The organism is uncultured Bradyrhizobium sp., assembly GCF_936928535.1.
Lineage (GTDB): Bacteria > Pseudomonadota > Alphaproteobacteria > Rhizobiales > Xanthobacteraceae > Bradyrhizobium.
The window spans coordinates 50,428-72,953 of the sequence record NZ_CAKZHY010000119.1; the positions used below are offsets into that span (position 1 = coordinate 50,428).

General features: G+C 63.8%; 22 protein-coding genes. 5 read left to right on the top strand and 17 right to left on the bottom strand.

All coding sequences use genetic code 11. From position 1 onward, the window contains the following. Positions 1-10 precede the first annotated feature (10 nt). Positions 11-1,714: a diguanylate cyclase gene (locus tag Q0687_RS24185; RefSeq protein ID WP_298882401.1), complete on the bottom strand. Its 1,704-nt coding sequence runs from the start codon at positions 1,712-1,714 to the stop codon at positions 11-13. Positions 1,715-1,822: 108 nt separating this feature from the next. Between Q0687_RS24185 and Q0687_RS24190 the strand changes: the two genes are divergently transcribed. After that, positions 1,823-2,512: a YggS family pyridoxal phosphate-dependent enzyme gene (locus Q0687_RS24190; protein ID WP_298882404.1), complete on the top strand. Its 690-nt coding sequence runs from the start codon at positions 1,823-1,825 to the stop codon at positions 2,510-2,512. A 52-nt stretch (positions 2,513-2,564) separates the two neighbouring features. Here Q0687_RS24190 and Q0687_RS24195 read toward each other — a convergent pair whose 3' ends face one another. Then, positions 2,565-3,350 (bottom strand): fumarylacetoacetate hydrolase family protein, encoded by a 786-nt coding sequence (locus tag Q0687_RS24195; RefSeq protein WP_298882406.1) that lies wholly within the window; start codon positions 3,348-3,350, stop codon positions 2,565-2,567. 6 nt (positions 3,351-3,356) lie between these two features. After that, the gene (locus Q0687_RS24200) at positions 3,357-3,926 is read right to left on the bottom strand and encodes a L,D-transpeptidase family protein (RefSeq protein ID WP_298882407.1); all 570 of its coding nucleotides are present in this window, start codon (positions 3,924-3,926) and stop codon (positions 3,357-3,359) included. Between the two features lie 203 nt (positions 3,927-4,129). Between Q0687_RS24200 and Q0687_RS24205 the strand changes: the two genes are divergently transcribed. Both Q0687_RS24205 and Q0687_RS24210 read left to right on the top strand, forming a co-directional pair. Then, positions 4,130-4,816 carry a response regulator transcription factor gene (locus Q0687_RS24205; protein WP_007598630.1) on the top strand — a complete coding sequence of 229 codons (687 nt, stop codon included), beginning with the start codon at positions 4,130-4,132 and terminating at the stop codon, positions 4,814-4,816. A 60-nt stretch (positions 4,817-4,876) separates the two neighbouring features. Beyond that, a complete protein-coding gene (locus Q0687_RS24210; RefSeq protein WP_128948924.1) occupies positions 4,877-5,320 on the top strand; it encodes a cyclic nucleotide-binding domain-containing protein in 444 nt (147 codons plus the stop codon). Between the two features lie 28 nt (positions 5,321-5,348). On the opposite strand, the gene Q0687_RS24215 is transcribed toward Q0687_RS24210, so the two are convergent. From Q0687_RS24215 to Q0687_RS24275, 13 genes are all read right to left on the bottom strand, one after another. After that, complete coding sequence (locus tag Q0687_RS24215; protein ID WP_298882411.1) at positions 5,349-6,914, bottom strand: hypothetical protein; 1,566 nt, start codon at positions 6,912-6,914, stop codon at positions 5,349-5,351. 75 nt (positions 6,915-6,989) lie between these two features. Beyond that, positions 6,990-7,805: an exodeoxyribonuclease III gene (gene xth, locus Q0687_RS24220; protein ID WP_298882413.1), complete on the bottom strand. Its 816-nt coding sequence runs from the start codon at positions 7,803-7,805 to the stop codon at positions 6,990-6,992. Between the two features lie 120 nt (positions 7,806-7,925). Continuing rightward, a complete protein-coding gene (locus tag Q0687_RS24225) occupies positions 7,926-8,684 on the bottom strand; it encodes an outer-membrane lipoprotein carrier protein LolA (protein WP_298882415.1) in 759 nt (252 codons plus the stop codon). 152 nt (positions 8,685-8,836) lie between these two features. Beyond that, positions 8,837-11,320 carry a DNA translocase FtsK gene (locus Q0687_RS24230; protein ID WP_298882417.1) on the bottom strand — a complete coding sequence of 828 codons (2,484 nt, stop codon included), beginning with the start codon at positions 11,318-11,320 and terminating at the stop codon, positions 8,837-8,839. A gap of 9 nt (positions 11,321-11,329) precedes the next feature. Continuing rightward, the gene (locus Q0687_RS24235; protein WP_298882420.1) at positions 11,330-12,544 is read right to left on the bottom strand and encodes an aminotransferase class I/II-fold pyridoxal phosphate-dependent enzyme; all 1,215 of its coding nucleotides are present in this window, start codon (positions 12,542-12,544) and stop codon (positions 11,330-11,332) included. 210 nt (positions 12,545-12,754) lie between these two features. Beyond that, positions 12,755-13,159, bottom strand: a complete 405-nt coding sequence (locus tag Q0687_RS24240; RefSeq protein ID WP_298882423.1) for a GFA family protein — start codon at positions 13,157-13,159, stop codon at positions 12,755-12,757. 207 nt (positions 13,160-13,366) lie between these two features. Next, a complete protein-coding gene (locus Q0687_RS24245) occupies positions 13,367-14,815 on the bottom strand; it encodes an ammonium transporter (RefSeq protein WP_298882425.1) in 1,449 nt (482 codons plus the stop codon). A 38-nt stretch (positions 14,816-14,853) separates the two neighbouring features. Beyond that, positions 14,854-15,192: a P-II family nitrogen regulator gene (locus Q0687_RS24250; RefSeq protein ID WP_027535364.1), complete on the bottom strand. Its 339-nt coding sequence runs from the start codon at positions 15,190-15,192 to the stop codon at positions 14,854-14,856. 393 nt (positions 15,193-15,585) lie between these two features. After that, the gene (locus Q0687_RS24255) at positions 15,586-16,188 is read right to left on the bottom strand and encodes an ATP-dependent Clp protease proteolytic subunit (protein WP_298882437.1); all 603 of its coding nucleotides are present in this window, start codon (positions 16,186-16,188) and stop codon (positions 15,586-15,588) included. A gap of 58 nt (positions 16,189-16,246) precedes the next feature. Continuing rightward, positions 16,247-16,594 carry a hypothetical protein gene (locus tag Q0687_RS24260; protein WP_298882439.1) on the bottom strand — a complete coding sequence of 116 codons (348 nt, stop codon included), beginning with the start codon at positions 16,592-16,594 and terminating at the stop codon, positions 16,247-16,249. Further along, positions 16,591-16,905: a metalloregulator ArsR/SmtB family transcription factor gene (locus Q0687_RS24265; RefSeq protein ID WP_298882441.1), complete on the bottom strand. Its 315-nt coding sequence runs from the start codon at positions 16,903-16,905 to the stop codon at positions 16,591-16,593. Before Q0687_RS24265 ends, Q0687_RS24260 begins: the two co-directional genes overlap by 4 nt. Before the next feature lie 55 nt (positions 16,906-16,960). Continuing rightward, the gene (locus tag Q0687_RS24270) at positions 16,961-18,262 is read right to left on the bottom strand and encodes an ammonium transporter (RefSeq protein ID WP_298882444.1); all 1,302 of its coding nucleotides are present in this window, start codon (positions 18,260-18,262) and stop codon (positions 16,961-16,963) included. 72 nt (positions 18,263-18,334) lie between these two features. After that, the gene (locus tag Q0687_RS24275) at positions 18,335-18,673 is read right to left on the bottom strand and encodes a P-II family nitrogen regulator (RefSeq protein WP_027535359.1); all 339 of its coding nucleotides are present in this window, start codon (positions 18,671-18,673) and stop codon (positions 18,335-18,337) included. A gap of 246 nt (positions 18,674-18,919) precedes the next feature. Here Q0687_RS24275 and Q0687_RS24280 point away from each other — a divergent pair, with 246 nt between their 5' ends. Further along, complete coding sequence (locus Q0687_RS24280) at positions 18,920-19,810, top strand: DUF4339 domain-containing protein (RefSeq protein WP_298882447.1); 891 nt, start codon at positions 18,920-18,922, stop codon at positions 19,808-19,810. A 57-nt stretch (positions 19,811-19,867) separates the two neighbouring features. Here the strand turns inward: Q0687_RS24280 and tesB are convergent, their stop codons facing one another. Further along, positions 19,868-20,731: an acyl-CoA thioesterase II gene (gene tesB, locus Q0687_RS24285; RefSeq protein WP_298882449.1), complete on the bottom strand. Its 864-nt coding sequence runs from the start codon at positions 20,729-20,731 to the stop codon at positions 19,868-19,870. Positions 20,732-20,942: 211 nt separating this feature from the next. Here tesB and Q0687_RS24290 point away from each other — a divergent pair, with 211 nt between their 5' ends. Further along, the gene (locus Q0687_RS24290; RefSeq protein WP_298882452.1) at positions 20,943-22,163 is read left to right on the top strand and encodes a ubiquinone biosynthesis hydroxylase; all 1,221 of its coding nucleotides are present in this window, start codon (positions 20,943-20,945) and stop codon (positions 22,161-22,163) included. The last annotated feature ends 363 nt before the right edge of the window (positions 22,164-22,526 follow it).

Consider the following 22,526-nt stretch of genomic DNA (forward strand, 5'->3'; position numbering starts at 1 on the left):
TGGATAGCAACTACGCGCTGGCCGCAATCATTATGCCCGCCGGGCCTTTTTCGATCGCTTGCACGCCGTGCTCGACTACATTGTTGCGACCACGATGCTTGGCGGCGTAGAGCGCAGCGTCGGCAGCTTCGATCAGGTCGCCAGGACGCAAGGCTTCGTTCGGCCGGGTCGCCGCGACGCCGATTGAAACGGTGACCACCATGTGGGTCGAGGTGATGTGCGGCAGGCAAAGTTTCAGCACGGCCGCACGCACCTGTTCGCCGATCTCGACGGCGCGCATCACGTCGGTGTTCGGCAGCAGCAGGCAGAATTCTTCGCCGCCATAGCGCGCGGCAAAGCCCATCGTATCGGCGGCGATGCCGGACAGCGACTCGCCGAGGCGCGTCAGGCAGGAATCGCCTTCGAGATGGCCGTAAGTGTCGTTGAACAGCTTGAAATGGTCGACGTCGATCATCAGAAGCGCGAGCTCGCTGCCATATTGCTGCGCGCGCATCCATTCGAAATCGAGCCGGCTCTGGAAGCCGCGGCGGTTGGCGAGCCCCGACAGCATGTCGATCGAGGCCATCACCGTGAGCCGATCATTGGTCGCGATCAGCTCGCGCTCGCGTTGGCTGAGCTGCGCCGCCATGGCGTTGAAGGCGCGCGCCAGTGGCACGAATTCGGAGGGCAGGCTCTTGCGCGCGGCGCGGGCCGACAGGTCGCCCTCGCCGAGACGCTTGGCCATGTCGGCCAGCATTTCGATCGGCTTGATCACGAGCTTCTCGGCGGCGATCAGCGCCCCGAGCAGCACGAACACCACGACGAAAGCGAGCTGCAGATAGGCGGTGCGGATGTCGCGGCTCACCGCCGCGGACACCTTGTCCTCGTCGATGCTGGCGATCAGGCGGGCATTGGTGCCGGCGATGCGGATGAAGCTGACCGCGCGCTGCGAACCGTCAGCGGCGAGGAAAGACATCGCGCCTTCGTCCTGGTCGGAGCGCAAGGCCATGTCGGCAATCGCGGACATCAGCGGCATGTCGTCGAGGGGTCGTCCGACCGCGCTGTGCTGCTCGGCGGGTGCGGCCAGCACGATGCCGGTGCTGTCGACCAGCACCGCGGAGATGCCGACGCGGCCGCCGAGATTGTTCATCACCTTCGACATCCAGTCGAGATTGACGGTTGCGAGCACGACGGCGTCGGCGGTGCCGCTGAACGCGGAAACCGGATAGACCGCCATGACGGTCGGCGACTGTACGGGGCGCGACAGGATGAAATCGGACAGCACGAACCGGCCGGTCTGCTGCGCCTGCTGGAAATAAGGCCGGTCGGAGAGGTCGAGACCGACATACATATTGTTGGTCGCACACTGGATGCGGCCGTCCTGGCCGGCGATCAGCAGCGTGCGGATCCAGGGCAGGCTCGTCGGCAGGCTCGCGCGCAGCACGTCGCAGCTCTTGCTGACGCCACCGGCGGAGGCGCGGATGAAGGCTTCCGATTTCAGGATGGTCTCGACCGACGAGATCACCTCACGCTGGGCATCGGCGCTGTGCCGTGCGACGGTGGTGAATTCGGCCGTGGCCTGCGCGATCTGCTTGGTGCGGGTGTCTTCGAGCGAGCGGATCCGCTCGAGCATCAAGGGCGCGACCAGAATCACCGCGAGCAATGCAAGCCGGGCCCTGATGCCGAGGACCTGCTTGAGTTTTGCGCGCTTGCGGTTGAAACTGACGTTTGCCATCTTCGTTACCCACCCCACGGGCAAGGTAAAGCGAAGGGTTCAAAAACCCTTTCTTGAACTCGGTAAAATTGGAATTACCTCCGTTAAGATCACGGCCCAACCGACATCATGACTGACAACAACGCCACGCCGGTAACCGGCGATTCATCAAATGCGCTCGCCGCGGTCGAGGCGGAAATTGCACGCGCCTGCAAGGATGCGCGGCGCGAACGCGGCTCCGTGACGCTGATCGCGGTGTCCAAGACGTTCTCGGCGGATGCCATTTTGCCGGTGATCGGCGCCGGACAGCGCGTGTTCGGCGAGAATCGCGTGCAGGAGGCCAAAGGCAAGTGGCCTGCGTTAACGTCCGCTTACCCTGATATCGCGCTGCATCTCATCGGTCCGCTGCAATCCAACAAGGCGAAAGAGGCGGTCGCGCTGTTCGATGCCATCCATTCGGTCGACCGTCCGAGCATTTGCCAAGCGTTAGCCAAAGAAATCGAATCCCAGAACAAGCACCCGCAACTCTTCGTCCAGATCAACACCGGCGAGGAGCCGCAGAAGGCCGGCGTGGCGCCCGGCGAGGCCGACGCCTTCCTCGAGAGCTGCCGCGACACCTATGGCCTGACGATATCAGGCCTCATGTGCATCCCGCCGGTGGATGAGCCGCCCGCGGCGCATTTTGCGCTGACCGCCAAGATCGCCGCGCGCAACGGACTTACGAACCTGTCGATGGGCATGAGCGCGGATTATGCGACCGCCATCATGCTGGGCGCCACCCATGTCCGCGTGGGCAGTGCGATCTTCGGGCATCGGTGATTTTTGTTTTGGGTCCTCCTGGCTTTCGCCAGGACGACCATTGGGGCACGTGCTATTCAAATCGCACCGACACCTTGCCCAACGCACCAAAATCCGCCGCAAAATGATCGCCGGCCTGGATCGGCAGTGGCGGATGGCAGGTGCCTGTCGTCACCACCTGCCCTGCCCGCAAGGTGACGCCGAGGCCGCGCAGCTCGTTGGCGAGCCACGCGAGCGCGACACGGGGATCGCCGAGCACGTTCTTGCCGTGGCCGACATGGCGCTCGCCGCGCAGCATAATCACCGGTCGCTGTTCGACGAGATCCATCGCACGCCAATTCGCAGTGGTCGCCGGTCCCAGCACGAACAGATGTGCGCAGGCATTGTCGGCGATCAGCTGCGCCTCGCCGGCGCTGGTGAAATCGGCGAAGCGTGAATCCGGAATTTCGATGGCGGGATGCAAGGTCTCGACGGCGGCGAGCACCTCATCGACGCCAAAGGGCGAAGACCGCGGCGCCAGGTCGCGTCCCATGCCGAAGCAGAATTCCGGCTCGCCAACGCGCATCGCGTTGCCCTTCATCGATGCGGTGCTGCCATCGGCGATCACGGTGTCGCTCATGATGCGACCGGCCAGCGGCCCCGTGACATTGATGTGCTTCTGCCCGGCTTCGCTGGTAGCTGCGATCTTCCAGCCGAACAGTTTTCCCAGCGACTGGTTTTCCAGGACGGCCTGCACCGCGTAACCATCCGCGCGGCTTTGCGGGCGCAGCCGCGTCTCGAGTGCGTCGAACTTGGTGCCGTCACGCCAATGCTGAACGAGTGCGCGCGAAGCCGCGTCGATCTGATCCCTGTCGAGCATGTGTCCTCACCCGATGATGATTCTTGTTCTTGGTCCGATCCGCCGCAGCAGATGTAGCATCGCCGCCTTGGTCATGGACACGCAGCCTGCGGTCGGGCCGAAATTGTCGCGCGCCAGGTGCAGGAACACTGCGCTGCCGCGGCCGGCGATGCGCGGCCTGGTGTTGTGATCGATTTCGATGATGAAGTCATAGAGATGGTCGGCGCGCCTCAGCCGGTCGCCGCCCTCGCCCTGCCCTCGCCGGATCCACCGGTTGTAATGGCGGTCGCCGGGATCCTCGCACCAGGCGTCGGCGTCGGTGATGATGCGTGCCGGCAGAAACGTCCTGGGACGGCTGTGCCGGTCGCCCCGCCACCACAATTGCTTGGGGCGAAAGCGGCCTCTGGGAGTGCCGCCGTCGCCCTCGCGCTTGTTGGCCAGGACGCCGCCGCGCCCCAGCGCGACCGGAATTGTCAGGCTGCCCGCCGTCAGCCAGCCCCGGCGCGGATTCCCGGCGGCAGGCTTAACGCGGATCGCGGACAGTAGTCCGCTGCCTCGATTCCCGGCGTAACTGACTGACACAGCTTTCTTTTTCATGTGAAATCGCGATGTCGAATTCATTACAGGACATTCATCAGACCGTCCTGCTATTCTAGGTTAGAGTGCTTCTGGCTTGTGAATCGGTAACAGCCCACTACTTCAACACGAACAACAATAAAAACGGCGACCCTAAACTTTCCCATCACGGCTGGGTGCGGCATGCATGCGCGCCTCGCCGGACTCCAAAAGGATGATCCCCTATGGCCAATGCCCGCAAGATCCTGATCGTGGATGACGATACCGATCTGCGCGACACGTTGGTGGAGCAATTATCGCTACACGAAGAATTTGAAGCCTCCGCCGTCGATACCGGCGCCAAGGGCGCCAGCGCAGCAAAGGCCAACGCCCCCGATCTTGTCCTGATGGATGTCGGCCTTCCCGACACCGATGGCCGCGAAGTGGTCCGCTCCTTACGCAAAGGCGGCTTCAAGGCGCCGATCATCATGCTGACGGGGCACGACACCGACTCCGACACGATTTTGGGCCTGGAATCCGGGGCCAACGACTATGTCGCAAAGCCCTTCCGCTTCGCCGTGCTGCTCGCCCGCATCCGCGCCCAGCTCCGCCAGCACGAGGCCAGCGAGGACGCGGTGTTCTCGGTCGGCCCCTACTCCTTCCGCCCCGGCTCCAAGATGCTGACCGCGGCCAATGCCCGCAAGGTCCGGCTCACCGAGAAGGAAACGGCCATCCTGCGCTTCCTCTACCGGGCCGGCCAGATGCCGGTCTCGCGCGAGACCCTGCTCCAGGAGGTCTGGGGCTACAATTCCGGCGTCACCACCCACACGCTGGAAACCCACATCTACCGCCTCCGCCAGAAGATCGAGAAAGACGCCGCCAACCCGGAAATCCTGGTGACGGAAGCCGGTGGCTACAAGCTGGTGCCGTGATACGTTCCAGGAACGCGCGATTCGTCGTAAATTAGCGCGTTCCTCGAGCCTCGGACCGGAATGTCAATCGACGATGACGTAGCGCTGCTTGAGCGTGTCCCGACACTGCGCCTGTTGGGAGACGCCTCGCTGCGCATGCTGGCGATCGGTTCCGAGCAGCGCGACTTCGTCCGCGGCGATATCCTGTTCAATCTCGGTGACGATGCCGACGCCGGCTTCGTGGTCCAGCGCGGCGCCTTTCGCGTCGATGACGGCGCCGGCGCCGAGATGATCGCCGGTCCGGGCACGCTGATCGGCGAGCTTGCGCTGGTCGTGCCGATGAAACGGCCGTCCGGCGCGGTGGCGCTGGAGCACTCCTCGGTCATCCGCGTCGCGCGCAGCCTGTTTCAGCGCGTGCTCGAGAGCGATCCCGCCGCCGCGGTTCGCCTGCGCGACGAATTCGCCATCCGCTCCAGCCAGATCGCCAGCGATATCCTGATGGCGGGTGCGAAGCTCTCCACGTGAGAAACTGCCGGCGCGTGGCGCGGCGGCTTCAGTCTTTGCTGAATGCGTACAACGCGCTGCGATCGTCCTGGTACAGGCGGTGCAGCCCCGGTATCGCTGCCAGATGCGGCGCGTCGACGTCGAGCAGCCAGACATAGTCGAAGCGGTCGCGCGGAATTTGCGCGATCCTCTGCGCAAGCGTAGCGCTCAAATCGCCGTCGCAGTCGCCCGGCGCGATCTCGATGTATTGCGAGGGATCGGCGTTGAACGCAGTGCCCCGCGCACCGATTGGCGTCAGCAGTTGCTGACCGCCCGACGCATCCCATTGCGAATTGACGAAGGCGTCTCGCCGCACGATTGCGAGCGACCCCAGATGAGCCATACGCGGTGCACGCCATTTTTCGCAGCTTGGCGGTCGGGTCAGAACGGCGATGCTTGCGCCGCGCGACACCTCCTTCAGAGCCTGCAAATGTTGCGCGTAGCTGGAATCATAGGCCGCAAATCCGACGACCATGGCGACGATGCGAATCACGAAAACGGCCAGAGCCACGCCGGCAATGACGCCGGCACCGTGCCCCATGCGATCAGTGGGCGCGATCGCGGTGAGGCCGACGATGAAGACGATCGGCCATACCCGGACGTCGGCATAGACCGAACCGAACATCTGGGCCGGCATCAGCAGGATGAGAACGAGGAAGCTCGCCGCTGCGACCAGCAGTGCCGGGTCGCACCTCGCGTCACGGCTGCGGATGCCGAAATACAACAGGCCGATGGCCAGCAGCAGGCTCACCGTGTCCAGCCAGACATTCTGGTCGCGCAGCGTCCAGATCAATCCGAGGATCTTCGTGCCGAGTTGGAAGAAATGGTCCGTCGATGCGGTGCCCGTACCTTGCCGCCAGACGATCATGAGAACGGCCGGAATCAGGACGGGCCAGGTCCGTCGCAGGATGACGAGCACCATGGCGGGCCACGTTCGCGGCGAGCGCGTCCAGTTCCGGCAAAGCTCAAAGGAACCGACGAGGACGACCAGAACGACCCAACCATAGGCATGCGCGAGCCAGACGAGGCTGGAGGCCACCGCGAACAGTGCAGCGCGCATCACCGGAGCATTCTTGCCCGTGGTCTCGACCCAGGATGCAAACACGTGAAACGCCAGTGCGCAGCCGAGCCAATAGTTCACAAAGCCGAGCTGGAACGGATAGGCCATCGCGAACCAGGCGGCGGCGATCGCGAAAGGCGTGAGCTCGCCGTGCAGCGCGCGGCTGATCCGTCCGATCGCAAATATCATGAGCGGAGGAAGCGCGAGCGCGATCAACCAGGCGGCGCGCTCGAGACCGAGCATCGGTGCCAGCAGGGCGACGAGCAATTCAACGCCCAGATTACCGGTCAGCTGCCAGTGAAAATCCCAGTTCTGCCGGAGCGCCGGTGAATCCGAGAGATGCAGCTGTACCTGGTAGCGTCCGATATGGGCGAGGAAATCGATCAGCGGCGGCAGGTGCGCGAACCAGAACGGCATCGTGCTCAGCAGCATCAAAGCCGCGACGACGAAGCGGGAATTCCACCACGCGTTGGCGGGCGGTTCTGCGGGATCTGACGGCGCGTGTGTGCGCATCATCCTCTCCGAGGGGGGTGGAACGTTCTCCAGCGAGTGGATACCGGTTTGCGCTGAAAAAAGCGTCAAAGCCCGGATTCAGACGTCCAGCGTCACCGTGACGGGCACGTGGTCCGACGGCCGCTCCCAGCTCCGGGCATCGCGCAGAATCTTGAAATCGCTGACGGCATCCTTCAGCGCACGCGACACCCAGATGTGGTCGAGCCGCCGGCCACGGTCGCCGACGGTCCAATCGGCCGAGCGATAGCTCCACCACGTATAGACCTTTTCCGACATCGGAATGCGATCGCGCGCGACGTCGACCCATTCGCCGGCTTCCAGCGCGGCCTTCAGCTTCTCGGTTTCCACAGGTGTGTGCGAGACCACTTTCAGAAGCTGCTTGTGCGACCACACGTCGTTCTCGTGCGGCGCGACGTTGAGATCGCCGACCAGGATGTGCCTGTCATCGCCGCGCGGATGCAGCGGCTCGCAGGCTTTCATCTCGTCGAGGAAACGAAGCTTGTGGTCGAACTTTTCGTTCAGGGCCGGATCGGGAATATCGCCGCCGGCGGGCACGTAGAAATTATGCAGCACCAGCGGCTTTGCGATTGCAGCTTTCTCGCCGAACGAGACCGAGATATGGCGCGAATCCACCTTGTCGCAGAAGGTGCGGATGTCGGTCGATTCGAACGGGATCTTCGAGACGATGGCGACGCCGTGGTAGCCCTTCTGTCCGTTCAGAGCGACGTGCTCATAGCCAAGCCGCTTGAAGCGCTTCAGCGGAAAGGCGTCGTCGATGCACTTGGTTTCCTGCAGACACAGCACGTCCGGCCGCGCGCTCTTGAGGAATTTCGCGACCAGGTCGATGCGCAGCCGCACCGAATTGATGTTCCAGGTTGTCAGGGAAAGACGCATGAGAGTTGCGTCTTAGCAAGCTCTGGTAGGGTGGGCAAAGGCGCAAAGCGCCGTGCCCACCGTCTTTTCGAGTTTGAGGCTGGATGGTGGGCACGCTTCGCTTTGCCCACCCTACGGGACCTACCCCGGCGACGGCACGTTGTAATTGGTGAAGTCGATCTTGAACATATTGGGATCGAGCTTCTTGCTCGTGTCCAGATTGTAGACCGCGAATGTGGTGTCGTAGCCTTGGGGATCGGTCACCGTCCATTGCTTCAACTGGCCGTCCTTGGCGCCGAGCATCAGCAAGAGGCGAGAGGTGCCGACCAGCGCCTGCTTCTCCTCGATGGTGACGCTGATGAAGAGGTCGTCGGCCGTGACGTTGACGACGTTGGTGTCCTTCATCAGGTCGATGCGGTCTGACAACAGGAAGCGCAACGGCGTCTGCGAGAGCGGATAGACGTCCTGCGTCGCGAGCTTGCGGTCGCGCACCACGACAGAGGATCCATCGGCAACGATGTCGATCGGGCTCGGCGGATCATATTCGACGCGCATCTTGCCGGGCTTCTGGATGTAGAAATCGCCCTGCGTCTTGCTGCCGTCGGGGCCGACCTGGACGAAATTCCCGACCAGCGTCGACAGCGAGGACAGATAGGCGCTGACCTTGGCCGCCTGCGCCTTCTGCTTGTCGTCGAAGGTCTGGAAGATGCTGCTCGGCACGTTGCGGCGTGGATCGGGAATGATCGGGTTCGGTGGCGCCTGCGTCGCGCCGGTCACCGCCGGCCCCCCCGAGGGCTGAGCATTGTCGCGGCCCTTCGGCGCCGGCTTCGGCACCGGCACGTTCTGCGCATACGAGGCTGCCGTCGCCATCATTGCGGTGACGAGAAGCACGGCCGCCACGCGTGCGCTTCGCGCAGCGATAAGGGCAGCGAATCCAAGGTCCGGATGTCTGGTCAACGCGTCGTCCTAACGTGGCTGGCGCCGTTCTAGCGTGATTTCGGGCAAAAGCGGAGATCGATTTTGCGTGAAAATAGCATTCCGAGGCTGATGCCTCACATATGGCTGTCTTCTTCCTCGACCAGAATCTCGCGTTTGCCGGCGTGATTGGCGGGTCCGACAATGCCTTCCAGTTCCATGCGCTCCATCAGCGATGCGGCGCGGTTATAGCCGATCTGCAGGCGGCGCTGGATGTAGCTGGTCGAGGCCTTGCGGTCGCGTTTGACGATCGCAACGGCCTGCTGGAACAGATCGCCGCCGCCATCCGCACCCATGCCGCTGGCGTCGAACACGGCGCCGCCATCTTCGTCCTCGCTCGGCTCTTCGGCCGTGACGGCCTCGAGGTATTCGGGCTGGCCCTGCGTCTTGAGATGGCGCACCACCTTCTCGACTTCCTCGTCCGAGGCAAACGGTCCATGCACGCGGCTGATGCGGCCGCCGCCGGCCATGTAGAGCATGTCGCCCTGGCCGAGCAGCTGCTCGGCGCCCATCTCGCCGAGAATGGTGCGGCTGTCGATCTTCGAGGTGACCTGGAAGGCGATGCGGGTCGGGAAGTTCGCCTTGATGGTACCGGTGATGACGTCCACTGACGGACGCTGGGTCGCGAGAATCACATGCAGGCCGGCGGCGCGCGCCATCTGCGCGAGGCGCTGCACCGCGCCTTCGATGTCCTTGCCGGCGACCATCATCAGGTCGGCCATTTCGTCGACGATGATGACGATGTAGGGCAGCGGATCGAGCGAGAGCTTCTCTTCCTCGTAGATCGCCTTGCCGGTTTCCTTGTCGAAGCCGGTGTGCACCGTGCGCGTCGGCTCCTCGCCCTTGGCTTTCAGCTCGAGCAGGCGCGTGTTGTAGCCGTCGATGTTGCGCACACCGAGCTTGGCCATGTTCTTGTAGCGCTCTTCCATCTCGCGCACGGCCCATTTCAGCGCGACCACCGCCTTCTTCGGATCGGTCACGACAGGCGTGAGCAGATGGGGAATGCCGTCATAGACCGAGAGTTCGAGCATCTTCGGATCGACCATGATCAGCCGGCACTGGTCCGGGCGCAGCCGATAAACCAGGCTGAGGATCATGGTGTTGATCGCAACCGATTTGCCCGAGCCGGTGGTGCCGGCGATCAGCATGTGCGGCGTGCGTGCGAGGTCGATGATAACAGGATCGCCGCCGATGGTCTTGCCGAGGCAGAGCGGTAGCTTTGCGACGGTATCAGTCGCCTCCTTCGCGATGAGCAGCTCGCGCAGATAAACCTTTTCGCGATGCGCGTTCGGCAACTCGATGCCGATGGCATTGCGGCCCGGAACGACGGCGACGCGCGCCGAGAGTGCACTCATCGAACGCGCGATGTCGTCGGCAAGCCCGATCACGCGGGATGATTTGATGCCCGGTGCGGGCTCCAGCTCGTACAGTGTGACGACCGGACCCGGATTGGCCTTCACGATCTCGCCGCGCACGCCGAAATCTTGCAGTACGCCTTCGAGCGAACGCGAATTGGCTTCCAGCTCGGCCTTGCTGAGCGGCTGGCGATCGCCGGCCTTGGGTGCGGCCAGCACTGACACCGAGGGAAGTTCGAACTTGTCGCCCTTCTTGGCCGCCACCTTCGGCGCAGCCTTCTTGCGCGGGGTGCGCACGGGCGCCTCTTCCTCTTCTTCCTCTTCCTCCACGTCTTCTTCCGAATCGTGCTCGTCCTCGTAGTCCTCGTCTTCGGACTGCGGTGAGATCGAGGGTGCGGCGCGGCGGCCGCCGAGATTGGGTTCCTGTCGGCTGAACGAAACGGCCTTGGCCTTCGGTCCGCTCGAGACCAGCGAGCGATAGGCCGCACCAAACAGCCAGATCAGCCGCGCTTTCGTGCTCATCAACGCGTGGAACAGCCAGCCCAGCGACACCGAACCGCGATCGCTCTCCTCGTCGTCATCGAGCGGCTTGTCGTCGTTCTCGATCTCCGTGTGCTCGTCGTCGTGCTCGCGCGCGCCGAGGCCGCACGCAATCAGGAACGTCGCGGCCAGCGCCACGAACAGGATGGCGCCAAGCACGATGCGATAGATCGCGCCTGGCGGCCCGAAGATCACCGCGGGCGCGCGCACCAGCGCATCGCCAACGACGCCGCCGAGGCCGGTCGGCAGCGGCCAGGCACCGCCATGCGGCCAGCAGCTGACAAAGCCCGCCGCGATCACCGTGCAGAGAATCCAGGAGCCGAGCCGCAGCGCCTCGCGGTCGAACGGGCGATGGGTCATCATGCGCCAGCCCCACACCGCGACCGTCAGGATCAGCATGATGGCGCCGAGCCCGAGAATCTGCATCGCGAGGTCGGCGCCGATGGCGCCGGCATAACCGAGGACATTGTGGATCGGCCGTGAGGTCGCGTGGCTGAGGCTCGGGTCCTGCACCGACCAGGTCATCAGCGCAGCGGATGCGACGCCCGAGAGCGTGACCAGGCCAAAGCCGGTCAGCTCGCGCAAGCGCCGGCTCAGCGCTTCGCGGATTGAAGGCGGCAAATGGCCGACCAGAGGGATCACACGTTCGATTGCCGACATGCTCATGGGCCCCGCCTAACCCAGAGTTTCGACCAGCCGGTGCAGCGCCTGCGCCGTGGTCTCACCGTCCTGCACCAGCGCCAGCCGGATGTAGCCGGCACCGGGATTGAAGCCATCGGGCTGAAGCCGCGCCAGATAGGAGCCGGGCACCACCCGCACGCCGGCCTCCTTGAACAGCTTGAGAGTCACGGAGACGTCGTCGCCGATCTCGGACGTGTTGAGCCAGACGCAGAAGCCGGCGTCGGGCCGGCGATAGCCGTAACGGTTGCCGATGATCTGGTCGGCGAGATCGAACTTGATCCGGTAGAGCCTGCGGTTTTCCTCGACATGCGCCTCGTCGCCATAGGCGACGGTCGCGACATGCTGGAGTGGAACCGGCACCTGAGGCGCTGCGATGTTGCGCAGCTCGAGGAATTTGCCGATGAAAGTCTTGTCGCCGGCGGCGAAGCCGACGCGCAGGCCCGGCAGGTTGGAGCGCTTCGACAGCGACTGGAAGGCAGCCACGCGAGTGAAATCGGGGCCCGCGCATTCGAGCGCGCTGCCGGGTGCCTGGCGCGTGTAGATCTCCGAATAGCACTCGTCGCTGAGGATCATGAAGTTGTGGCGATCGGCGAGGCTTTTCAGGCGGGTGAAGTAATCGCGCGAGGCAACCGAGCCCTGCGGATTGGCCGGCGAGGCCAGATAGAACGCCACGGTGCGCGCCAGCGTCGCCTCGTCGATGGCATCAAGATCGGGCAGGAAGCCGTTTTCGACCGTGGTCGGCAGATAGACCGGCTCGCAGTTAGCTGCGCCAGCGCCGGCGCCATAGACCGGATAAAACGGATTCGGCATCAGGATCGCGGGCTTGCCGGGCTTCGGCCCGACATAGCGGGCGGCCGCGATGGCGGCGAGGAACAGCCCTTCCCGGCTGCCATTGAGGACCAGAATCTCGCTTTTGGCGTCGATCGCGCGCGGCAGCTTGAAGCGCGACGACAGCCAGGCGCTCGCGGCGTTCCGGAACGGCTCCATGCCCTGGTTCATCGGGTAACGGCCGAAATCGGCGATATGCTTGGCCAGCACCGGGCCGACGAAATCGGGCACGGGATGCTGCGGTTCGCCGACAGCCAGCGAAATCAATGGCTTGCCGGGTTGATGCGGCGCCAGCAGCTCGTTCAGTCGGACGAAGGGCGAGCGTTGGTTGTCGGAGCTTCCACTGGCCTGCGGCGCACGGGTTGAAGCGGTCATGACCATTCTGGGCGCCAGTACTCTTCGAACGGCCGGTCGCGCGCGGGGCGCCGGCGGGAAAGCGGTTCAGTTCACCATAGATAGGGCGAGGTTAAGACGCGATTAACCATCGGCGGGCCGGCTCGTCCAGAGCGGGAAAATTGGGGCCGGATAACAACGGGATGGGTGGGCGTGTCCGGCTCCCCGGCATGACGCGCTTCGCGACATCGGCGCCCTTCAATGCCCGGGCAGCTTGTCAAACGTCGCCATCCCCGCGGGGATCGTGTGGAACTCCTGCTTGTCGCAGGTGAAGATCGCCATCTGCGGATGGAATTGTTCGGGCTCGTCCAGCGTGCCGACCTTCACGACCGCTGCAGGCAGTCCCGGGACCTTGGTCACCAGATGGGTGCCGCACTCGGCGCAGAACTCGCGCGTAACCGCGCGCTCGAGGTCCTTGCGGGTGAACTGCTTGGGGCGGCCGGTGATGTAGGTGAAGCCGTCCAAGGGCATCGCAATGAACGTGTTGGGTGCGCCGCCCGAGATGTACTGGCACTCGCGGCAGTGACATTGCGCCTGCATCATCGGATCGCCTTCGGCCACATAGCGCACTTCGCCGCAATAGCATCCGCCTTCCAAACGCATGACGACCTCCCCGTGTTGTTTTTCGTTGTGGTCGTTATTTCTGCGCCGGCCACGCCGAATGGCAATCCCTTTCTCGCGCCATCTGATCAAAAAGAAAGGGGCTCCAACTTGCGCTGGAGCCCCTCAACGGTCGGGGCATTGCCGGGTACGTGCCCAAACCGTAGGAGTGGACGGGATTTCCGTGGAGATCCCGCCCGGGAGGAACGGTTACATGTTGTAAGCGCGCTCGGTGTGCTCGGTGATGTCGAGGCCTTCACGCTCGGTCTCGACGTTGGCGCGGAGGCCAACGATCACGTCGACGACCTTGTAGAGGATCGCCGAGCCGATGCCCGACCACACCAGCGTGGTGCAGACGGCTTCGATCTGCGAGATCATCTGCGCGGCGAAGTCGTAATCGGCAACCTTCGGCGGGATCGCCGTGTAGTCGATGATGCCGGTGCCACCGAGGGCCGGGTTCACCAGGATGCCGGTGCCGAGGGCGCCGACGATGCCGCCGATGCAGTGCACGCCGAACACGTCGAGCGAGTCGTCGTAGCCGAGCGCGTTCTTCACCACGGTGCAGAAGAACAGGCAGACCACGCCGACCACGAGGCCGAGGACGATCGCACCCATCACGCCGGAGAAGCCGGCGGCAGGGGTGACGGCCACGAGGCCCGCGACGGCGCCGGAGATGACGCCGAGCACCGACGGATGACCCTTCACGATCCACTCCGCGAACATCCACGACAGCGCGGCGGCTGCGGTGGCGACGAAGGAGTTGGTCATGGCGAGCGCAGCGCCGCCGTTGGCTTCCAGGTTGGAGCCGGCGTTGAAGCCGAACCAGCCGACCCAGAGCAGCGAGGCGCCGATCATCGACATGGTCAGCGAGTGCGGAGCCATCAGCTCCTTGCCGTAGCCGACGCGCTTGCCGATCAGGAGCGCGCCGACGAGGCCTGCGATGCCGGCGTTGATGTGCACCACGGTGCCACCAGCGAAGTCGATTGCGCCCTTCTTGAAGATCCAGCCGGCGTCGGCATTGATCTCGTCGAGCTTGGCCTGAGCCGCGGTCTTCGCCGCTCCATCAGCCGCAGCAGCGAGAGCCTTGGCCGCATCCTGGATCGCGTCCGGGCCGGGCCAGTACCAGACCATGTGCGCGATCGGGAAGTAGATCAGCGTGACCCAGAGCGGGATGAAGAGCGCGATGGCCGCGAACTTCATGCGCTCGGCGAAGGCGCCGACGATGAGGGCGGGCGTGATCGCCGCGAAGGTCATCTGGAAGCACACATAGACGAGCTCCGAGATGTTGGCGTCGACCGAGAAGGTCGCGGCCTTCGAGTCGGTGGTGACGCCCATCATGAAGGCTTTGGAGAAGCCGCCGATGAAGTCGGAGCCGCCAGTGAAGGCGAGGCTGTAGCCGTACACGGCCCAGATCACGGTGACGACGCAGACGGTGTAGAACACCTGCATCAGCACCGAGAGCATGTTCTTGGAACGAACGAGGCCGCCGTAGAACAGCGCGAGACCCGGGATCGTCATCAACAGCACGAGGACTGTCGATGTCAGCATCCAGGCGTTATCCCCCTTGTTGACCGTTGGCTCGGCGTAGGCTGCGGTCGCAGCGAAGAGGCCGACTGCGAGAGCCGCCAATCCCGCGCCATAGGGACGCTTAAACGTCATTTCATTTACTCCTGATTGAATTTTGGTTGAGCGCGAAATCAAAGGGCCGCGGCGTCGGCCTCGCCGGTGCGGATGCGAACCGCATGGTCGAGGTTGATGACGAAGATCTTGCCGTCGCCGATCTGTCCGGTTTTCGCAGCCGACGTGATGGCGTCGATGGTCTTGTCGACCTGCTCGGAGGCGACGGCGACTTCGATCTTGATCTTGGGCAGGAAGCTCACGGCATATTCGGCGCCGCGGTAGATCTCCGTATGGCCTTTCTGGCGGCCATATCCCTTGACTTCCGTCACCGTGAGACCGTGAACGCCAATGGCGGTCAGGGCGTCACGGACTTCTTCCAGCTTGAATGGCTTGATAATCGCCATAACAATTTTCATGGGTCCTATCCCCGCTTGGGCCCGGTCCGGACGTGGCCGGGCGTTTCTCGACTGGTTCGCCACGAGGGAGAAGTTTCACTACGCGGGCACAGCCACGCCCCCTAGAATCAAATGCCGTGCCAGATCGGGCGGCTTGCCTAACGGACTATGAAAGCGGGTGTTTTCGCGCTCAGTCTGCATCGCGCTGCAGTGCGCTAATAAGTCGCGCTCAAAACGTGATCAGGCCTGATCAAAATGCAGGCACGACAGGCTGCCGACACAATGTTGCTCATGCGTCGGGCAGAGGAAAGGTATTTTGTTACAGGAAAAGGCGCGCCGAAGGGCGCGCTGCGTTGCAAACTATGGAGCGGGACCTTCGGCTGCTTACAGGATGGTCGCAACCGACCAGGACCATTACGCCGCGTCGCGCACCGCGAACACCCGGTCGATCAGGCCCCACTCGACCCCCTGCTGGGCGGTCATGAAGTGGTCGCGGTCCAGGGTCCGTTCGACCTCCTCGACGGTCCGCCCGCAATGCTGCGCATAGAGCCTGGTAATGCGCCGCTTGGTTTCCTGCATCTCGTTGGCATGGATCAGGACGTCGGACGCCTGGCCCTGGTAGCCGCCGAGCGGCTGATGCACGTGAAGGCTGGCGTTGGGCAGCGCGGCGCGGTGACCTGGCTCGCCGGCCATCAGCAGGAACGAGCCCATCGAGCGCGCCGTGCCCATGCACAGCGTATGCACCGGCGCCTTGATGAACTGCATGGTGTCGTACATCGCAAGGCCTGACGTGACCACGCCGCCATAGGAGTTGATGTAGAGATTGATCGGCCGGTTCGGATTCTCTGCTTCCAGGAACAAGAGCTGTGCGCAAACGAGGCCCGACATCGCGTCATTGACCTCGCCATTGAGGAAGATGATGCGCTCGCGCAGGAGCCGCGAATAGATGTCGAAGGATCGTTCGCCGCGCGCGGATTGTTCGACGACCATAGGGACGAGCTGAAGCATGTCGCGCATCGGCGACCTCCATGTCTTGAGGTGATGAAGTCTTGAGGTGATGAAGTCTTGCTGGTGCTTAGGCTGCCGCGCGCATCAGGCAGCAATTGCTGTTGGCCGGCTTCGGCAGCTCGGCGCAGGCTTGCTGGATGATGCGAAAGCGCGTGCCGCCCGACACGTTCGGCTCGATCTTGAAGATGACCTGGCTTTCGCGGAACGGCGGCTCGGAATCGCGCATGCGGTAGCGCACCTCTTCGCCGGGGATCGATGTTTCGGGTTCAGTGCCGGCAAGGTCGCAATCCGGCAACCAGCGCTCGCGCAATTCAGGGATGGTCACCGCGCGCCAGACTTTTGCCGGCGGTGCATCGAATTCATATTCGAGCACCAGGGAATCATCGGAGGGATCAGGCTTCGCGGTGTCGCTCATTGATCCATCTCCTTCAGAAGGTCAGCGAGTGCGTCCATGCGCTTCGGCCAGTAGGCACGGTAGCGCGCAAGCCAGGCCCCGATGGCGACGATTCCATCAGGGTCGACTTCGTAATTCACAAAGCGGCCCTGCCGCTGCTCGCGCACGAGGCCGGCCGCGCGCAGCACCGAAAGATGCTGCGACATCGCGGGCTGGCTGATCTCCAATCCGTCGCGCAGAGCGCTCGCATTCAGGCTGCCGTCGGCGAGCTTCTCAAAGACCTTGCGTCGGGTCGGGTCGGCCAGCGCCTTGAAGATGTCGGCTTCGATCATGCCAACACATAAGCACGTACTTATGTGTTGCGCAAGCCCTTACGAACAAGCCCTGTTATTGAAGCGCTTCGCCGTGCTGAGTGATGTCGAGGCCCTCGAGCTCCTGCTCGCGCGAGACGCGCAAGGGCACGAACACGCCGACCAGCTTGAGCAGGATGAAGCTCACGCCCGCGGACCAGACGAAGGTGACGGCGACGCCGTAGAGCTGGATCAGCAATTGTCGCGGATGGCCCTCGAGCAGGCCGGCGGTGCCGCCGATCGCGCTGGTTGCGAACACGCCCGCGAGCAGCGTGCCGGTCAGCCCGCCGATGCCGTGAACGCCGAACACGTCGAGCGAATCGTCATAGTTGAAGCGGTGCTTCAGCCAGGTGCAGGCCCAGTAGCAGATTGCGCCGGCGACGATGCCGATGACGATGCCGTGCCATGGTGCGACAAAGCCCGAGGCCGGCGTGATGGTGCCAAGGCCAGCCACCGCGCCCGAGATCATGCCGAGCACGGAGGGCTTGCGCCGCGCATACCATTCGATCGCACCCCAGGTCAGCGCGCCGGAGCAGGCTGCGAGATGCGTCGCGATGATCGCCATCACCGCGCGCGAATTGGCTGCGCCCGCCGAGCCGCCGTTGAAACCGAACCAGCCGACCCACAACAGGCCGGTGCCCATCACCGCGAGCGACAGGTCGAACGGCGAGAGGTTTTCGGTGCCGTAGCCGTGACGCCGTCCCATCACCTTCGCGGCGACGAGGCCGCCGGTGCCGGCCGACAAATGCACGACGAGGCCGCCGGCGAAATCCAGGACGCCCATGCTGTTGAGGAAGCCGCCGCCCCAGATCCAATGCGCGAGCGGAATGTAGACGAAGATGAACCAGGCGACGGAGAACAGGAGATAGGCGGAGAACCGCATCCGGTCGGCGACCGAGCCCGCGACCAGCGCCACCGTGATGATCGCGAACGTCATCTGGTACAGCATGAACAGCGCCTCGGGGATCGTCTTCGCTGCCGGGTTCACGCTGTCCATGGTCATGCCGGCGAGGAACCAGCGGTCGAGCGAACCAATCCACGGGCCGTCGCCGACGAAGCACAGCGAATAGCCGAACGCGACCCAGAGGATGGAAATCAAGGTCACCGCGGCAAGGCTCTGTGCCATGGTCGCAAGCACGTTCTTCTTGCGCACCATCCCGGAATAGAACAGCGCCAGACCCGGGATCGTCATCATCAGCACCAGCGCGGTGGCGACGATCATCCAGGCGGTGTCGGCGGTGTTGATCTCTGATGTCGCGGCCTGGGCCGGCGCAGCCATGAGCAACGCAAATCCTGATCCCGCAGCCATAGCGGCTACGCGGCGCAACAATCCCGCCATGTCATTTCCCCCGGCATCGTGATGGCTTCGCACCCGTGGCGTCGTTGCCGGTGCGATCGAAAAGGCGTGTGCTTAGAGTGCGTCGCTGTCGGTTTCGCCGGTGCGGATGCGCAGCGCATGGTCGATCGGCGTGACGAAGATCTTGCCGTCGCCGATCTGGCCAGTCCGTGCGGAGGCGGTGATCACGCCGACCGCCTTGTCGGCAATGTCGGAGGCAACAGCGATCTCGATCCGCAGCTTTGGCAGGAAGTTCACGACATATTCCGCACCGCGATAGATCTCGGTATGACCCTTCTGGCGGCCGTAGCCCTTCACCTCGGTCACGGTCATGCCGTGGACGCCGATCGCCGTCAGGGCCTGGCGGACTTCATCGAGCTTGAAGGGTTTGATGATCGCGACGACGAGTTTCATGGTCAGGCCTATTCCCCGGGATGCGCCCCGCCGTCTGTCCCCGGCGCTGCGTCAATCTGGCATCTTTCCGGGCAAATGGCACAAAAAACTTGCAGATTGAAGCGGAAAAACGTTTGGCCAAGGGAGGCCGTGTGAACGGCCGCCTCTGTACAGGGCATCCGTTCATCCTTCACAATGCATTTTTGGCATGGATGCGGTGAACCCGCGACGGCCGAGCGGTACATAAGTATTTTGGGGGGACGCGTCATGGCGAGTTGGTTTTACGCATCCGAGGGCAAGCAGCAGGGGCCCTATCCAGAGGGGCAATTTCGCGACCTGATCGCACAAGGTGTCGTGCGCGCGGATACGCTGGTGTGGTCCGAGGGCATGGCCGGCTGGCAGAAGGCCGCCGAAATTCCAGGATTGATCTCGGGCGGCGGCGCACCACCGATCATTCAGGCCGGGGGCCCGCCGATGATGGGCGGTGGCGCCTATACCGGCGCCGGAAGTGCCGCCGGCGGATCGCTGTCGGTCGATTTCGGCATTCTCGACTTCACCTGGCGCACGCTGGTGATGCTGATCCTCTCGTGCCTCGTCATCCCGGTGCCGTGGGTGTTCGTCTGGTACACGAAATGGATCGTGTCCTGCGTCAAGGTCCCCGGGCGGCCAAACCTGTCCTTCACCGGCAATGCGATGACGATGGTGCCGTGGTTCTTCGGCTTCATCGTGCTGGCAATTGTCGTCGGCTATTCCGGCGTCCAGGTGCTGAACCTCGTGCTCTTCCTCGTCGAGATCGCCCTGTACTGGCTGCTGATCAAGTGGATTGTCGGCAACCTCGCCTCCAACGGGCAGCCGCTCGGCCTCAGCTTCACCGGCTCGATCGTGGGCTATATCGGCTGGAACCTGCTGTTCGCGGTCTCCATGATCACCATCATCGGATGGGCCTGGGTCGCCGCCGCCCAGCTGCGCTGGATCTACCGAAACATCCAGGGCACGCGCCGCGAGATCATTTTCAGGGGCACCGGCCTCGGAATTCTCTGGCGTGGAATCGTGGCGGCGTTCCTGTGCGGCTTCCTGATCCCGATCCCGTGGGTCTATCGCTGGATCATGAACTGGTTCGCCTCGCAGACCGAGCTCGCGCCGCGCGGTTCGATGTAAGCACGCGCTGACATCTCAAGCGCGATGAACTCGCGCTTGGGATCATCAGCTCCCGAGCTAGCTTCTGCGCTCGCGCACGGAGCCTTCCTGCGCGACGGATGCGACCAGCGTGCCATCAGGCTTGAAGATCGAGCCGCGGGTCAGGCCGCGACCGCCCTGCGCGCTCGGCGAATCCTGCGAATAGAGCAGCCATTCGTCGGCGCGGAACGGGCGGTGAAACCACATCGCATGGTCGAGGCTCGCCGGCATCATGCGCTTGTCGAACAAGGTGCGGCCGTAGCGCGCCATGATCGCATCCAGCAGCGAGAAGTCCGAGGCATAGGCCAGCGCGCACATGTGCAGCGCCGGATCGTCGGGCAGCGTCGCCGCCGTCTTGATCCAGACATGGATGCGGCCGTCCTCGATCTTCTGGCCGAAATAGCGGCCGAGCTCGACCGGGCGCAGCTCGATCGGCCGATCGGATTCATAATAGCGGCGGATGAACTCCGGCATCTCGCGGAACATCGGCTGCTTCGCCACCTCCTCCGCCGTGAGCTTCTCCGGCAGCGGCACGTCAGGCATCTTGTCCTGGTGGTCGAACGCACTGTCTTCCTCGGCGTGGAACGACACCATGATCGAGAAGATCGCGTTGCCATGCTGGATCGCGGTGACGCGGCGCGTCGAATAGCTCTTGCCGTCGCGCAGGCGCTCGACCTGGTAGATGATCGGGATCTGCGGATCGCCCGGCAGGATGAAATAGCAATGTAGCGAATGTGGCAGCCGGCCCTCGACGGTGCGGCAGGCCGCGACCATCGCCTGCCCGATCACCTGCCCGCCGAACACCCGCTGCCAGCTGGTCTTCGGGCTGTTGCCGCGGAACAAATTCACCTCGAGCTGCTCGAGGTTGAGGATCGAAATCAGGTCGATCAGGCTTTTGGACATGGTGGTGCTTTCGGTGAATCCGTCATTCCGGGGCATCGCGCAGCGATGAACCCGGAATCTCGGGCCAAAACCTCCAGATTCCGGGTTCGCGCGTTGCGCGCCCCGGAATGACAGGAGGAAGCCGCCCTTGTTTCACCGCACTGTTTCGCCCACCTCAAGTCTGCTAGCAAGACCAAGAATTCGACGAGAATTTAGGCAGGAATATCCGGGTATGTCGGTACAGGGTCACATTGTCATTGGCGGCGGCGCGTTTGCGGGTCTCGCGCTCGCACTTGCCTTGCGCCAGGGGCTCGGCCCCGAGATTCCCGTCATCGTCGCCGATCCTGCGCTCGGCACGCGCCCGAGCCGCGATCCGCGCGCCACCGCCATCGTCGCCGCCTGCCGCCGGCTGTTCGAGGCGATCGGCGCCTGGGACGATGTCAAAGCCGAGGCGCAGCCGATCCTCGACATGGTCGTCACGGATTCGAAACTGGAGGACGCCACGCGTCCGACCTTTCTGAATTTCGCCGGCGACGTGGCGCCGGGCGAACCCTTCGCGCACATGGTCGAGAACCGCCGCCTGATCGATGCGCTGGTCGTGCGTGCCGAAGCTCAAGGCATCGACCTTCGCGCCACGACCGTGTCGTCTTACGAGGCGCGTGCCGAAGGCATCGACGTCACCCTCGGCGATGGCAGCGTCATTGCGGCGAGCCTGCTGGTTGCCGCCGATGGTGCAAAGTCAAAACTGCGCGAGCGCGCCGGCATCGCCACCCATGGCTGGGACTACGATCAATCCGGCATCGTCGTCACCGTCGGCCACGAGCGCGATCACGAGGGCCGTGCCGAGGAGCATTTCTTGCCCGCGGGGCCGTTCGCGATTCTGCCCCTCACCGGCAAGCGCTCCTCGCTGGTGTGGACCGAACGCCGCACTGAAGCCGCGCGCATCATTGCGCTCAGCGACGAGGAGTTTCACGCCGAGCTCGAGCAGCGTTTCGGTCTGCATCTCGGCGAGGTCAAGGCGCTTGACAAGCCGCGGGCGTTCCCGCTGTCCTATTTCGTGGCGCGCTCCTTCGTCGCCGAGCGTCTCGCGCTGGTCGGCGATTCCGCGCACGTCATCCACCCCATCGCGGGGCAAGGCCTCAACATGGGGCTGAAGGATGTCGCCGCGCTGGCCGAGGTCGTGGTCGATGCCGCCAGGCTCGGCATGGATCTCGGCGGCGCCGACGTGCTCGAGCGCTACCAGCGCTGGCGCCGCTTCGACACCATGGCAATGGGCGTTGCCACCAACTCGCTGAACTTCCTGTTCTCGAACCAGTCGACCTTGCTGCGCACCGTCCGCGACATCGGCCTCGGCATCGTCGACCGCACCCCGCCCCTGAAGAACCTCTTCATCCGCCAGGCTGCAGGCCTGACCGGCGAGATCCCGCGGCTGCTGAAGGGCGAGGCGTTGTAAGATGCGCTATCGCTAAACTCTCCGCTGTCATCCCGGACAAGCGAAGCGCAGATCCGGGATCCATAACCCCAGGGAGAGGTTTGGCAAAGACTCGGAGTGACCAACTGCGCGCCAAACCGCTTCCTGTGGTTATGGATCCCCGCCTTCGCGGGGATGACACCGGAGGTTTGGGGCGGCTATCGCGAAAAACTCCGCCGTCGTCCCGGACAAGCGCAGCGAAGCGGAGCGCAGATCCGGGACCCATACGCCGCAGCAAACGTTTTACGAAGACTCGGAGTTGCCAGCTTCGCGCCACAACCACTTTCTGTGGTGATGGGGTGGACGGCCCCCTACGGCATCAGTGTGCCAGAATGAGGTTGTCAC

Coding starts and splice junctions, on each gene's coding strand:
- Q0687_RS24185 (WP_298882401.1), bottom strand. CDS start 1,714: ATGGCAAACGTCAGTTTCAACCGCAAGCGCGCAAAACTCAAGCAGGTC.
- Q0687_RS24190 (WP_298882404.1), top strand. CDS start 1,823: ATGACTGACAACAACGCCACGCCGGTAACCGGCGATTCATCAAATGCG.
- Q0687_RS24195 (WP_298882406.1), bottom strand. CDS start 3,350: ATGCTCGACAGGGATCAGATCGACGCGGCTTCGCGCGCACTCGTTCAG.
- Q0687_RS24200 (WP_298882407.1), bottom strand. CDS start 3,926: ATGAAAAAGAAAGCTGTGTCAGTCAGTTACGCCGGGAATCGAGGCAGC.
- Q0687_RS24205 (WP_007598630.1), top strand. CDS start 4,130: ATGGCCAATGCCCGCAAGATCCTGATCGTGGATGACGATACCGATCTG.
- Q0687_RS24210 (WP_128948924.1), top strand. CDS start 4,877: ATGTCAATCGACGATGACGTAGCGCTGCTTGAGCGTGTCCCGACACTG.
- Q0687_RS24215 (WP_298882411.1), bottom strand. CDS start 6,914: ATGATGCGCACACACGCGCCGTCAGATCCCGCAGAACCGCCCGCCAAC.
- xth (WP_298882413.1), bottom strand. CDS start 7,805: ATGCGTCTTTCCCTGACAACCTGGAACATCAATTCGGTGCGGCTGCGC.
- Q0687_RS24230 (WP_298882417.1), bottom strand. CDS start 11,320: ATGAGCATGTCGGCAATCGAACGTGTGATCCCTCTGGTCGGCCATTTG.
- Q0687_RS24235 (WP_298882420.1), bottom strand. CDS start 12,544: ATGGTCATGACCGCTTCAACCCGTGCGCCGCAGGCCAGTGGAAGCTCC.
- Q0687_RS24240 (WP_298882423.1), bottom strand. CDS start 13,159: ATGCGTTTGGAAGGCGGATGCTATTGCGGCGAAGTGCGCTATGTGGCC.
- Q0687_RS24245 (WP_298882425.1), bottom strand. CDS start 14,815: ATGACGTTTAAGCGTCCCTATGGCGCGGGATTGGCGGCTCTCGCAGTC.
- Q0687_RS24250 (WP_027535364.1), bottom strand. CDS start 15,192: ATGAAAATTGTTATGGCGATTATCAAGCCATTCAAGCTGGAAGAAGTC.
- Q0687_RS24255 (WP_298882437.1), bottom strand. CDS start 16,188: ATGCGCGACATGCTTCAGCTCGTCCCTATGGTCGTCGAACAATCCGCG.
- Q0687_RS24260 (WP_298882439.1), bottom strand. CDS start 16,594: ATGAGCGACACCGCGAAGCCTGATCCCTCCGATGATTCCCTGGTGCTC.
- Q0687_RS24265 (WP_298882441.1), bottom strand. CDS start 16,905: ATGATCGAAGCCGACATCTTCAAGGCGCTGGCCGACCCGACCCGACGC.
- Q0687_RS24270 (WP_298882444.1), bottom strand. CDS start 18,262: ATGGCGGGATTGTTGCGCCGCGTAGCCGCTATGGCTGCGGGATCAGGA.
- Q0687_RS24275 (WP_027535359.1), bottom strand. CDS start 18,673: ATGAAACTCGTCGTCGCGATCATCAAACCCTTCAAGCTCGATGAAGTC.
- Q0687_RS24280 (WP_298882447.1), top strand. CDS start 18,920: ATGGCGAGTTGGTTTTACGCATCCGAGGGCAAGCAGCAGGGGCCCTAT.
- tesB (WP_298882449.1), bottom strand. CDS start 20,731: ATGTCCAAAAGCCTGATCGACCTGATTTCGATCCTCAACCTCGAGCAG.
- Q0687_RS24290 (WP_298882452.1), top strand. CDS start 20,943: ATGTCGGTACAGGGTCACATTGTCATTGGCGGCGGCGCGTTTGCGGGT.